Genomic DNA, 13,053 nt, shown 5'->3' on the forward strand with positions numbered 1-13,053 from the left:
ATCATCATTTTCTCAAATTTCTAGATAAAAGCAAGAGTTTATTAATTTTCTTTTTATTAAAGTATTAAAATGTAAAAAGGAAATAATACTTCAATTATTATTTTTCTTGCTATTTCGATTAAATAAACTATAATAGTATACGAGCCAGGGGCGCGTTATGCTGAGAAAGGTGAAAACCTTGTCCCTTATCATCTGAACTGGGTAATGCCAGCGTAGAGAGAGCAAAATTTTAACTATTTGCTTTTTTACGCTTGTAAAAAAGCATTTTTTAATTTTGTTGGCTCTTTTGTAAAGAAAGGGGAACAAACATGAAAAAAAGTAAATTTGAAATTAACACCAAAACAATGGCGTATATGGCAATTTTTGCGGCGCTACAAATCGTGTTAGAGTATCTAACACAATTTACACCACAAATGCCTCGAGGAGGAAATGTTGCATTTTCACTTGTTGCATTGATGTTATGTAGTTATTTAATGGGACCTATTTATGGATTAGTGGTATCACTAGTTTGTGTGGGATTACATTTTGTTTTGGGATTAGCAACATTTTATGGAGCTTTATCAGTAATCTTTGATTATTTATTACCAATGGCAATTGTGGGAGTGGTAGGAATTATTCCATTAATCAAAGTAAACAAGGTAGAGATTCCAATTGGAATAGTAATTGTAATGGTTTTAAAAACAATCAGTCATTTAATTGCTGGCTGGTATGCTTTTGCAACACCATTACGTGCTAATTTAAGTTATAATTTACCATATAATATTGCAACAATGGTTGCTTGCTTTATATTATTTATGATTTTATATCCAAGATTAAAGCGAGTTATTCGTATTTAGGTATCAGAAATCTGATACCTTTTTCTTTTGACTTTAAAAAGTAAGATATTTTGTGTATAATGTTAATGTTATAAAAGCGAGGTAGAAAATGATGTCAGATTCTCTGATAGGAAAGAAAGTATTAATTCATTGTTATAAGCATAATGGAACGATTCATCGCTGTTGGTCAAAAGGATTTATTTTGGATGAAAATGATGATCATTTTATTTCCATAAACAACCGTACTTTAGTAACTGAAGCAGATGGCCGGATGTGGCATACAAGAGAACCGGCTATCTGTTATTTTCCTAAGAAAAAATGGTATAATGTAATTTGTATGATTCGTAAAACAGGTGTTTATTATTATTGTAATATTGCTTCTCCAACTCTATATGATGGTGAGGCTTTGAAATATATTGATTATGATTTGGATTTAAAAGTTTTTCCTGATGGTAATTATCGTATTTTAGATGAAGAAGAATATAAACAACATGCAAGAGCAATGAATTATTCTAAAGAATTAGATCAAATATTAAAAAAACAATTGCAAATATTAATCGATTTAGCGATTAAAAAAGAAGGGCCATTTAGTGAAGATTTCACTAAGCATTGGTACCATGTCTATGAAGATTTGACGCAAGGATAGGAGAATAAAATGGAAAAAACAATATTTGTTGAAAATCTAGAAGCTACATTATCATTAGGAAAAAAATTAGGCGAATTATTACAGCCAGGAATGTTAATTACTTTAGATGGTGATTTAGGTGCTGGTAAGACTACTTTTACTAAAGGGATTGGTCAGGGATTACAAATAAAAAGAGTTATTAACAGTCCAACTTTTACAATTTTAAAACAATATCGAGGAAGATTACAGTTATCACATTTTGATGCTTATCGTTTAGAAGGGCAGGATAATGATTTAGGTTTTGAAGAAATTTTTGACAGTGATGATGTTTGTGTAGTTGAATGGCCTGAATTTATTAGTGATATATTACCTGAAAAACGGCTAGAAATTCAAATTAATAAAATTGATGAAAACGCACGTAAATTCGTTTTAAAAGCAATTGGTAAAGAGTATGTACAGTTATTGGAGGCGTTGGGATGAAAACAGTAGTGATGGATACATCAAATACATATTTAGTAATTGGACTTTATCAAGATGGTAAAGCATTGCAAAAATATCAAGAAGCAGGAAATAGACGCCAGTCTGAAGATGCTTTGGTTCGTTTGGAAGAAATATTAAAAAAACAACAATGGGAATTATTGGATGTTGATGAATTAGTTATTACAATCGGACCAGGATCATATACAGGTCAAAGGGTTGCTTTAACAATTGCTAAAACATTAGCAGCTATTTCTAAAGTTAAAATTAAAGCTGTTTCTTCATTGCATAGTTATGCCGGAAATCATAAGGCAATTAGTGTTATTGATGCTCGAAGTAAAAAAATTTTTGTCGGGGTATATAATGATAATCATGCTGTAATAGATGATCAAATAATGTTAATTGAAGATTTTCCAGCTTTAAAGAAGCAGTATCCTGATTATGAAGTAGTAGGTGATTGCCAGCTTGTAGAATGTCCTGAACATGAGGTGGATTTGTGGCAAAACATTTATCAAGCTAGTTTAAGTGTTGATTATTGTCAGGATGTTGATAATTTAGTTCCCCAATATTTAAAGGATGTTGAGGCTAAAAAAATATGTTAATTCGAAAAATGGAATTAGAAGATATCGATGCAGTAGTTGCCATGGAACATGAACTATTTACTTCACCCTGGAGTAAAGAGGATCTTGTTTATGAAATTACAAAAAATACATTTTCAACAATTTTAGTTTTAGAAATAGAAAAAGAAATTGTTGGTTATATTGGAATGTGGAATTTAGGAGATCAAACTCAAATAACTACATTAGGTGTTGCTAAAAAACATCAAGGACATGGATATTCTAAGGTGTTAATGAATAAATGTATCGAAATCAGTAGTTATTTAGGGTATGATAATATTAATTTAGAGGTACGAGTATCAAATCAGCGAGCAATTAATTTATACCAGAGTTGTGGTTTTAAAATCGTAGCTGTTAGAAAAGATTATTATCAAGATACTCATGAAGATGCCTATTTAATGATTAGAGAAATGGAGGAGAAATCATGTCATTAATTCTAGCAATAGAGTCTAGTTGTGATGAAATGGCAATGGCCGTACTAAAAGACAAACGTGATTTTTTAGCGAGTGTAATTGCCTCACAAATTGATGTCCATGCTCTTTATGGCGGGGTTGTTCCAGAAATTGCCAGTCGTAAACATGTTGAATGTGTATCACTTGTTTTAAAAGAGACATTAAAAAAAGCTAACGTTTCTATTGAAGAAATTGATGCTATTGCAGTAACTAAAGGACCAGGATTAGTTGGTTCATTGCATATTGGTCTTCAAGCAGCTAAGACTATTGCAATGGCTTATCATAAACCTTTAATTGGTGTTCATCATATTGCCGGACATATTTATGCTAATAATTATAACCAGGATATCGAATATCCAAGTTTATGTTTAGTAGTTAGTGGTGGTCATAGTGAACTAGTATTATTAAAAGCACCATTTGAATTTGAAGTAATTGGGGAAACTTTAGATGATGCCGTTGGAGAAGCTTATGATAAAGTAGGACGCGTTTTAAATTTACCATATCCAGGTGGACCAGTTTTGGATAAAATGGCTTCTTTAGGAAATAATACGTATGATTTACCAGTACCATTAGATGATGATAGTTATAATTTTAGTTTTAGTGGGTTAAAATCAGCTGTTATTAATTTGAATCATAAAGCTTATTTACGCCATGAAGAAATAAATAAAAATGATTTAGCAGCATCTTTTCAAAATGTAGTAATTACATCACTAGTTAATAAAACAATAAAAGCAGCTAAAGCTTATAATGTAAAACAAGTCATGATGGCTGGTGGTGTTAGTGCTAATCGCGGGCTTCGTAATGCTATGAATGAAGCAGTAAGTAAATTGGATAATGTTGAGTTGTTATTACCACCGATGAGCTGTTGTACTGACAATGCTATGATGATTGCATTAGCCGCTAAAGAAATGTATGATTTACAAATATTTAGTGATTTATCACTAGGAATTAAACCTAATATTGACTTGCAGCAAGAGTCAGTTAGTGAGGTAAAGCATAATGGATAAAAAGATTTCAAATGCAACGATGTCACGATATCCAATTTATTTAAAAGCGCTAAGAAAGATGCAACACGAAGGCAAAGAAAACTGTTTATCTAGTGAGCTATCAAGTTTGACTGGAATTCAAGATACTACTATTCGTAGAGATTTTACTTATTTATCTAAAACTTGTAATTTTGGTCAACGGGGCAAAGGTTACGATGTTAAACATCTTATTGATGGATTAAGTGAAGTGTTAGGTTTAGGTTTAGATGAATCTATTATTATTATCGGCGTTGGTAATTTAGGAAGTGCTATTTTAAAATATAATCGCTGGCAATATACGGTAGGAAAAATTGTTTGTGGTTATGATCAAGATAAAAATAAAGAGGGAGAACGCTTTGGTGTTAAAATATATAATATCGATGATTTAGAAAAGACTTTTCCAGAAGGTTGTAAAATTGCAATCTTAGCTATTTCGGAAAATGTTCAATCAACTGTTGATCGATTAATGAAATTAGGAATCAAAGGAATTGTTGATTTTACTCATACGCATTTTACAGTTGATCAGGGAGTTGAGGTACAGCAGGTTGATGTAGTTGTAGCAATCCAGGAATTAGTGATTAAAATGGATTCTCATCGCAAGTAGTACTTGATAAATCAATAAATTAAATTATAATGATACAAATAGGAGGATTAATATGTTTGAATTTATTACAATAAGAGAATTGTATGAAATGTTTTTAAGCAATCAAGTTATGGATTTAGAAGGCTATGAATATGTTGAACTTGAAGGATGGGTTCGTACAAATCGTAACAATGGTAAACTTGGTTTTATTGCTTTAAACGATGGTACGTATTTTAAAAACTTACAAATCGTATATACTCAAGATCGTGTTGATAATTATGAAGAAGTTGAAAAAATTGCAACAGGAAGTGCAATTAGAGTAGTTGGTAAATTAAAATTAACACCAGAAGGAAAACAACCTTTTGAAGTAGAAGCTACTCAAGTGGAAGTAGAAGGAACATGTGATAATGATTATCCTTTACAAAAGAAACGTCATACATTTGAATATATGAGAGAAATTCCACATTTAAGACCACGTGCTAATAGTTTTTATGCTATCTTTAGATTACGTAGTGTTTTATCAATGGCTATTCATGAATTTTTCCAATCACAAGGATTTGTTTATGTTCATACACCAATAATTACAAGTAATGATGGTGAAGGTGCTGGAGAAATGTTTAGAGCAACAACTATTGATGATACTAATTTTGAAGATGATTTCTTTGGTAAAGAAGCTTTCTTAACAGTTACTGGTCAATTACATGTTGAAGCATTTGCTTTAGCTTTTAGAGATGTTTACACATTTGGACCAGCATTTAGAGCAGAAAACTCTAATACATCACGTCATGCAAGTGAATTCTGGATGATTGAACCAGAAATAGCTTTTGCGGATTTAGAAGACAATATGGATTTAATCGAAGATATGGTAAAATACTGTATCGATTATGTATTAGATAATGCACCAGCTGAAATGGAATTTTTTGCTAATATGATTGATAAAGATTGTATTAATCGTATTACTAAAGTAAGAAATAGTGATTTCAAACGAATGACATATACTCAAGCAATTGAAATTCTAGAAAAAGCTGATGTTAAATTTAAAAATAAAGTTTATTGGGGTATGGATTTAAATAGTGAACATGAACGCTATATTTGCGAACAAGTTGTTAAAGGACCAGTATTTTTAACAGATTATCCTAAAGAAATTAAAGCTTTCTATATGCGTTTAAATGATGATAATAAAACAGTAGCTGCATGTGATTTATTAGTACCTGGAATTGGTGAATTAGTAGGTGGTAGCCAACGTGAAGAACGCTATGATGTATTAGAAAAAATCATGGATGAAAAAGGTATGAATAAAGAAGGTTTACAATGGTATATGGATTTACGTCGTTATGGTGGATGTAAACATGCTGGATTTGGACTTGGGTTCGATCGCTTCTTAATGTATTTAACAGGAATGCAAAACATTCGTGATGTCGAACCATTCCCTAGAACGCCAAGAAATTTGAAATTTTAGAAAAAAAAGCCTATTAAAATTATAGGCTTTTTTCTATAATATAAGATAAGGAGGCGATAAAGTGAATGAATATGATTTAATCAACGCCTATTTAAACTTGATTTTTGATAGTAGTCCTACATATTTTAATCGGTTATTAGATGGTTATCGTGGATTGTGCCAATTAAGAAAATGGATGCAAGAAAGAAATATTATATTAGATGCCATTGAAGAAATTAATTTTGATATGTTTATTGATTTTACTAAGGCAAGATCAATTGACCAGATAACAGAACGTTTTACCCCTGAACAATATCAACAAATAAAAGACTATGTGTTACAACAGCGAGATAAATATCAAATAGTAGTTTTAGCAAGTTTTGATTATAGTGAACCAATTAATACTTATTTAACTTCTTTGCAAATTGTTGATGATTTAAGCAGTGAAAGAGTAAGTTTAATTAATTGTCATCGTTTATTAAATAAAGATGATTTGTCATTTTATGGACCATTTAAGCATTTTGTTACTGCTCTTTATCAAATTGATCGCTGGCCTGGTTTTTTAATTTTCAAGGGTGATCAGTGTGTTTTTACACCAGTGTATACTTCTAAAGATATTGAAGAAATCATGTTTAAAATTGAGCATGATACAATTTTTTCAATTCGCTATTTAAGTCCTTATGATAGTTTTTTTGTCCAATTAAGTGATTTGCATTTAGGAAGTAAAAAGAAAAACTTAGGACGTATTGCTTTGGAAAAAAGTTTAGATGAAACAGTACCAATGTTAAAATCATACTATCAGCTTAAGTTTTTAATTACAGGTGATTTAATGAATTCACCTAATCGTAAAAACATGTATGAAGTAGATGATTTTATGAAAATGTTAAAAAATAAATATAAATCTGATGTATCTTTTATTTTAGGTAATCATGATGTTATTGTTCATGGTTTAAATATATTTAAACGTCAAAAAAGTAAAGTAATTGCTTTTTTACTTAGTGAAAAAATTAAAGTATTTGAAGATGAAAAAATAATTTTAATTAAAATTGATTCTACTGGTGAAGGAAATTTAGCTAGAGGAAAAGTTGGTCAAAAACAGCTTGATGCTATTGATGAAGAGTTAGCAGCTATTGAAGATATTAATAAATATACTCTTATTGCTATGTTGCATCATCATTTATTTCCAATTACACGCGATGATTTTTTGAAGCAAAGATGGCGTGAAAAGCTTTTTGTTGGGAAAATAATTGATAGTACTAAAGCTTTAGTTGATAGTAGAGAGTTAGTAAAATGGTTAAGAAAACATAATATTCAATATGTTTTACATGGTCATAAGCATTTGCCTTTTTTTACGTTCCAAGAAGGAATGTATGTCATTGCTGCTGGTTCGGCTTGTGGTAGTGGAGCTAAGGAATTTAAGAGTCGTTATTTAAGTTATAATATTTTAAAATATGATCATCGTTATAAACGTTTTAAATATTGTTTTATTATTTATGATGATATTACGTTACAAGATCGTCAAAGAATTATTATTAATTTATTTTAGGAGTAAAAGATGGATTTGATTGATAAAATAAATGATGAAAAAACTGGTGGGGCTTTATTATATTGTTTTACAAAAGGTTATGGTTCGGTACCAATGAATGTTTATAATATAGTTTTACCATTACTTACTAATGAGATTTTTCAAGAGGAATTAAAAAAAGAAACAGATTTTCAAAAATGTGTTAATGCTTGTATTCAAAAAGATAATGATTTTGTAAAAAAGGTGACCGAAAAAATTAGTGAATATGAGGAGATGACAAGCCGTTTTTTAGCGATTTTATTACTAAATCATGAATTGGAATTTAAAATTGAAAATGGCATCATGAGTGGTAATTGTCGTGTGATTGAAAAATATGATTTAAAAATGCCATATATTTTAGGAAAAATGTTGCAAGGTAAAGAGTATGAGGAAATTATAATGATGTCAAAAGGTGATTTTAAAATTGTTTTTTTAGATCGTGAAACTTTAGGAAGTGATATTGATTGTAGTTGTTTAAATCAATATGGTAATGCGATTATTTATGAACAAACTGAAGTAGATGAAGTAAGCAAGCGAATTGAAGATGCTAGTATTGTAATTACTAATAAACATATATTAGGCCCTGAGCAATTAAAAAATGCTACTAAATTAAAATTAATTTGTGTAACGGCAACAGGTGTAAACAATATTGATTTAGAATATTGTAAGTTAGCTAATATCGCTGTATGTAATGTAAAAGGATATTCAACTAATGCAGTTGCGCAGCATACTTTTGCTTTATTGCTAGATTTGTATAATAAAAATCACTATTATCATAATTATATTGCTTCTGGTAATTATGCTTCTAGTTCAATGTTTACTCATTTAGGACATAGTTTTCATGAATTAGATAATAAAGTATGGGGAATTGTTGGTATGGGTGATATTGGTCGTAAAGTAGCTAATCTTGCTGAAGCTTTTGGTTGTCAAGTACAATATTATTCTACTAGTGGTCGTAATAATCAGGCGCAGTTTAAACGAGTTGATTTTGATACTTTATTGAAAACTAGTGATATAATTACAATTCATGCTCCTTTAAATAAACAAACTGAATATTTGTTTGATGAAGAAGCATTTGCGAAAATGAAAAATAGTGCTTATTTAATTAACGTTGGAAGAGGAAAGATTGTTAAGGAAACAGCATTAGTTGATGCTTTGAAAAATCATTTAATTGCTGGAGCTGGTTTAGATGTATTTGAAAACGAGCCAATTAAAGCTGATAGCAAACTTTTAGAAATTCAAGATCCAACTAGACTGTTAATGACTCCTCATATTGCTTGGGCACCTGTGGAAACACGTAATCGAGTTATTGAAGAAGTATGCTTAAATATTGAAAGTTTTAAAAAAGGTAGTTTTAGAAATAGATGTAATTAATTTTTGAGGTTAAAAATATGCAAAAAGTAATGATGCAATATTTCCAATGGTATTTACCTAATGATGGTAAACACTGGCAAAGACTTAAAGCAGAGGCGAAAAATTTAAAAGCTGCAGGATTTGATGCTCTTTGGTTGCCACCTGCTTATAAAGGACAAGGTGGTATTAATGATGTCGGCTATGGTGTTTATGATTTATATGATTTAGGTGAATTTGATCAAAAGGGAACTATTAGAACTAAATATGGAACTAAAGATGAATATTTAGAAGCTATAGCTCAACTCCATCGTTATCAAATTGAAGTTTATGGTGATATGGTCTTAAATCATCGGATGGGTGCTGATGGAACAGAATTAGTAACAGCCGTTGAAAATGATATGTTTGATCGTAATGAAGTGATTTCTGATAAAGAACAGATTGAAGCCTGGACTCGATTTGATTTTAAAGGCAGAAATGGTAAATATTCTAATTTCATTTGGAATGAAAGCTGTTTTGATGGTGTCGATTATGACGAAAGAAAAAAGCGCCATGCTATTTATGAATTCGATGGTGATAGTTGGGATCAGTTAGTAGATAATGAAAATGGTAATTATGATTATCTAATGGGAGCTGATGTTGATTTTAATAATCAGACTGTTGTTGATGAGTTAATTCGATTTGGTAAATGGTATCTTGATTTTACAAATGTTGATGGTTTTCGTTTAGATGCTGTCAAACATATCGATTTTACTTTTTTTACAAGATGGTTAAAAGAGCTTCGTAACTATAGTAATCGTGATTTGTTTGCTGTTGGTGAATATTGGCATGGTGATGTTAATAAATTATTACATTATTTAGAAGTATCTAATTATTGCATGTCATTATTTGATGTTACTTTGCATTTTAAATTTCATTATATTTCCAGTAGTAATGGAACTTTTGATATGGGATCTATTTTTGAAGATACTTTAGTTAAAAAAGCACCTGATTATGCAGTTACTTTTGTTGAAAACCACGATAGTCAACCAGGACAGTCATTACAAAGTTCAGTTGCTAACTGGTTTAAACCAATTGCTTATGCCTTGATTTTATTACGACAATATGGCTATCCTTGTGTATTTTATGGTGATTATTACGGAATACCAGAATATAACGTTGATTCGTTTAAAGATGTAATAGATAAAATGATAAAAGTCCGAAAAGAACTTATGTATGGTAAAGAACATAACTATTTTGATGATAATAATATTGTTGGCTGGAGTTATGAAGGTGATAGTCAACATTTAAATAGTGGATTTGCAGTTATTGTAAATGATGGGCCAGGTGGTCAAAAGAAAATGTATGTTGGAAAAAAACATGCAAATGAAACATTTGTTGATTGTTTAAACAATGTATTGGAAGAAGTAATTATTGATAAAGATGGTTTTGGTATATTTTTAGTTAATGGTGGTTCAGTATCTGTTTGGACAAAAAAAATTTAAAACCTTTTTATCGGTGTTTAATAGATGTTTTCTGTTTAATAAAAAACAAACTTTTATTTATAATATAGTTGTAAATAAAGGAGGAACTAAATATGAAATATGCAGTTTTAAATGGAAAACTAACACATGCTAATAAAGTTCCTAAAGGAACGATTGCTCGAGAATTTGGTTATTCGAATTATCCAGTAATCGCTTGTAAAGGAAAACATCGATCTTACTGGAAATATGTAAGTGTTAATAAAGCTAATTATGCTTAAAAATTCCTCATAAGAGGAATTTTTAAGTTATAAAAACTAAATAACAAATAACAGCTAGTAAACAGGCAATGAAATCTAACCAGAGGCCTAATTTTAAAGCATAGCGACTATTTTTTATTTTGATGCTACCAAAATATAATGTTACTACATAAAAAGTAGTGTCGCTGCCAGTTTGAATTATTGAACCAAGAATACTATAGGGATGATCGACGCCATAGTTTACAAATAAATCGTTTAAAATTGCCAGTGATCCATTTGCCGAAAAAGGACGAATGATCATCATCATAAAAACATCAACTGGAATATTAATAGTCTTAATTATATTATGAAATATTGATTCTAAAATAGTTGTTAAACCACAATTTTGAAAACAGACGACCCATAAAGTAAATGCCATCATAGTAGGAAATAATGTTATTAATAATTTACTGCCCTCTTTAACACCATCTAAAAACTCTTTAAAAATATCTACTTTTTTTATTGCAGCTTCAATTAAAGCAACTGCAATAATAATTAAAACCAAACTATCCATAATGTTCAATCACTTTACTTACAACAATACCAATAATAGTTATAATAAAACCGATTGCAAGACTATAGATAAAAAAGCCAAGTACGTTTTGACTACCATAGCTTTGCCTTAATGTCATCATTGTGGATGGTATTAATGAAAAACCAGTTGTATTCATAATTACTAAAAGCATCATTTCTTTACAAGGAATTTTTTTATTAGTTTGATATTTTGTTAATGCTTGCATTGCTTTTAAACCACTAATCGATGCTAAAGAACCAACACCTAACATATTAGCGATAAAATTTGTTGATAAATATAAATAAGCTTCTTTATCTTCGATTACTTTGCCATAAATTAATTTTAAAACTGGTTTTAAAATTAATGAAAGATGATTAATCAATCCCGATGCTTTGATAATATTTAATAAGCCGTTCCATAAACAAGCACTTAATACTAAAATTTTAATTAAATCAAAAACTTGTTGTGGTGAACTTAAAATAGCAGATAATAGCTGTGATTGATTATGGGTAAAAAATGATATTGAAATAAAAATAATTAAACCGTATTTAAAAACCTTAGCCATAGAAAAGATCCTTTAAGACCATTTTAAAGCCTATAAAAAAATTGTATGGAACTACTTTTTCCCTAGCTACGGGCTGATCATTTAATGATACAATGATTTCATCATTTTCAAATGAAACATCAACTTTATCAATTTCTTGTTTATTTACAAAAATATCAAAATCTAAATAATATTGCTGTTGTTTATATTCAACGATACCTTTAGAAAAAATCTTGGTTTCTTCTAATTTATCAAAACATTCCTCATATTTTTTTTCATGAAACTCAAAGTCATTGCCACAATTAAAAGTTACAATTATTAAATCTAAATCATTTTTTCGAGCCATTGTAACTAAAGTGCGTTTAGCTTTTTTGGTATAACCAGTTTTACCACCGATACAATATTTATAATTAGTAAGCAGTTTATTTTTATTTTGCCAGGTACCATTACCATCTTCTCTAGTATATTTAACAGTTGATACGATTTCATTAAAGATAGGATTTTGATGGCAATAAGCCATTAAACGGGCCATGTCATAAACAGTTGACTGATTACCGTTATCTTCTTCATCAAGTCCAGTTGGATTAGAAAAGGTTGTACTATGCAATTGTAATTGTTTTGCTTTATCATTCATCATATCAACAAACTTGTTAACTTCTTTTCCGACTGCTTTAGCAATCATTACTGCTGCATCATTACCACTACGAAGCATTAGACCATATAGTAAATCACGAAGACTGATTTTATCACCTATATGTATATAAATACCACTGCCCCAGGCATGATTGATTGTTTCATCAACAGTGATGATTGTATCTAAATCCATATTTTCAATTGCAATGATACAGGTCATGATTTTGGAAATTGAAGCAACACTTTGGATATAGTCTTCATTACTACCTTCAATGACGATTTGATTGGCGGCTTCCATCACGATATAACTTTTACCTTGAAATGATACCGGTTCGGTAGCATTTAATTTAGTTGTATTCATTGGTAAAAGTAATGAAATAATTATATTGAATATCACAAAATTCACTATTACTCACCCCTAGTAGTCTATGCATCAAATGTTTTTTTAGACTTAATTAAAGTAATATCAATCTAGATATTTTAAAAGGTTTTATAGCAATAGTTAATATTTAATTAAAAAAGATAGTTTAATTATAATTGTTGATTAGCAGATTATTTGAACAAAAAAATAAAGGAATTAGTCAAATAAAATTAATAAATATAATAAAACAGTTAAAATAATTTGAGAAAATAATATGCAAATTATCTTAACTGTTT

15 protein-coding genes and 1 riboswitch are annotated in these 13,053 nt (G+C 29.6%); of the genes, 12 read left to right on the forward strand and 3 right to left on the reverse strand.

Going from position 1 to position 13,053, the window contains the following annotated elements:
• Positions 1–136 precede the first annotated feature (136 nt).
• Positions 137–237, forward strand: a riboswitch (TPP riboswitch).
• Between the two features lie 71 nt (positions 238–308).
• From B5E92_RS13565 to B5E92_RS15715, 12 genes are all read left to right on the forward strand, one after another.
• Positions 309–836 (forward strand): energy-coupled thiamine transporter ThiT, encoded by a 528-nt coding sequence (locus B5E92_RS13565; protein WP_087303099.1) that lies wholly within the window; start codon positions 309–311, stop codon positions 834–836.
• Between the two features lie 91 nt (positions 837–927).
• The gene (locus B5E92_RS13570) at positions 928–1,461 is read left to right on the forward strand and encodes a DUF402 domain-containing protein (RefSeq protein WP_087303101.1); all 534 of its coding nucleotides are present in this window, start codon (positions 928–930) and stop codon (positions 1,459–1,461) included.
• A gap of 9 nt (positions 1,462–1,470) precedes the next feature.
• Positions 1,471–1,920, forward strand: a complete 450-nt coding sequence (gene tsaE, locus B5E92_RS13575) for a tRNA (adenosine(37)-N6)-threonylcarbamoyltransferase complex ATPase subunit type 1 TsaE (RefSeq protein ID WP_087303102.1) — start codon at positions 1,471–1,473, stop codon at positions 1,918–1,920.
• Positions 1,917–2,519, forward strand: a complete 603-nt coding sequence (gene tsaB, locus B5E92_RS13580) for a tRNA (adenosine(37)-N6)-threonylcarbamoyltransferase complex dimerization subunit type 1 TsaB (RefSeq protein ID WP_087303104.1) — start codon at positions 1,917–1,919, stop codon at positions 2,517–2,519. The genes tsaE and tsaB overlap by 4 nt, the downstream gene beginning before the upstream one ends.
• On the forward strand, positions 2,513–2,968 hold the full coding sequence (gene rimI / locus B5E92_RS13585) for a ribosomal protein S18-alanine N-acetyltransferase (RefSeq protein ID WP_087303106.1): 456 nt from the start codon (positions 2,513–2,515) through the stop codon (positions 2,966–2,968). The genes tsaB and rimI overlap by 7 nt, the downstream gene beginning before the upstream one ends.
• Positions 2,959–3,993, forward strand: coding sequence for a tRNA (adenosine(37)-N6)-threonylcarbamoyltransferase complex transferase subunit TsaD (gene tsaD, locus B5E92_RS13590; protein WP_087303108.1), 1,035 nt, complete (start codon positions 2,959–2,961; stop codon positions 3,991–3,993). The genes rimI and tsaD overlap by 10 nt, the downstream gene beginning before the upstream one ends.
• Positions 3,986–4,615: a redox-sensing transcriptional repressor Rex gene (locus tag B5E92_RS13595; RefSeq protein ID WP_087303110.1), complete on the forward strand. Its 630-nt coding sequence runs from the start codon at positions 3,986–3,988 to the stop codon at positions 4,613–4,615. The genes tsaD and B5E92_RS13595 overlap by 8 nt, the downstream gene beginning before the upstream one ends.
• Positions 4,616–4,667: 52 nt before the next feature.
• Positions 4,668–6,053, forward strand: a complete 1,386-nt coding sequence (gene asnS / locus B5E92_RS13600; RefSeq protein WP_087303112.1) for an asparagine--tRNA ligase — start codon at positions 4,668–4,670, stop codon at positions 6,051–6,053.
• 61 nt (positions 6,054–6,114) lie between these two features.
• The gene (locus B5E92_RS13605; RefSeq protein ID WP_087303114.1) at positions 6,115–7,578 is read left to right on the forward strand and encodes a metallophosphoesterase; all 1,464 of its coding nucleotides are present in this window, start codon (positions 6,115–6,117) and stop codon (positions 7,576–7,578) included.
• Between the two features lie 9 nt (positions 7,579–7,587).
• Positions 7,588–8,970 carry a D-2-hydroxyacid dehydrogenase gene (locus tag B5E92_RS13610; RefSeq protein WP_087303115.1) on the forward strand — a complete coding sequence of 461 codons (1,383 nt, stop codon included), beginning with the start codon at positions 7,588–7,590 and terminating at the stop codon, positions 8,968–8,970.
• 17 nt (positions 8,971–8,987) lie between these two features.
• Entirely contained in the window at positions 8,988–10,430 is a 1,443-nt protein-coding gene (locus B5E92_RS13615) for an alpha-amylase (protein WP_087303117.1), read from the forward strand.
• A 92-nt stretch (positions 10,431–10,522) separates the two neighbouring features.
• A complete protein-coding gene (locus B5E92_RS15715) occupies positions 10,523–10,687 on the forward strand; it encodes a hypothetical protein (protein WP_204215218.1) in 165 nt (54 codons plus the stop codon).
• A gap of 22 nt (positions 10,688–10,709) precedes the next feature.
• Here B5E92_RS15715 and B5E92_RS13620 read toward each other — a convergent pair whose 3' ends face one another.
• From B5E92_RS13620 to B5E92_RS13630, 3 genes are read right to left on the reverse strand one after another with little or no spacing between them, the layout of a single operon-like run.
• On the reverse strand, positions 10,710–11,219 hold the full coding sequence (locus tag B5E92_RS13620) for a spore maturation protein B (RefSeq protein WP_087303119.1): 510 nt from the start codon (positions 11,217–11,219) through the stop codon (positions 10,710–10,712).
• The gene (locus B5E92_RS13625) at positions 11,212–11,784 is read right to left on the reverse strand and encodes a hypothetical protein (protein ID WP_087303121.1); all 573 of its coding nucleotides are present in this window, start codon (positions 11,782–11,784) and stop codon (positions 11,212–11,214) included. The genes B5E92_RS13620 and B5E92_RS13625 overlap by 8 nt, the downstream gene beginning before the upstream one ends.
• A complete protein-coding gene (locus B5E92_RS13630) occupies positions 11,777–12,802 on the reverse strand; it encodes a D-alanyl-D-alanine carboxypeptidase family protein (RefSeq protein ID WP_239406483.1) in 1,026 nt (341 codons plus the stop codon). Before B5E92_RS13630 ends, B5E92_RS13625 begins: the two co-directional genes overlap by 8 nt.
• Positions 12,803–13,053 lie beyond the last annotated feature (251 nt).

Origin of the sequence: Erysipelatoclostridium sp. An15, assembly GCF_002160675.1 — a bacterium.
In the GTDB taxonomy this organism is placed as follows: domain Bacteria; phylum Bacillota_I; class Bacilli_A; order Erysipelotrichales; family Coprobacillaceae; genus Thomasclavelia; species Thomasclavelia merdavium.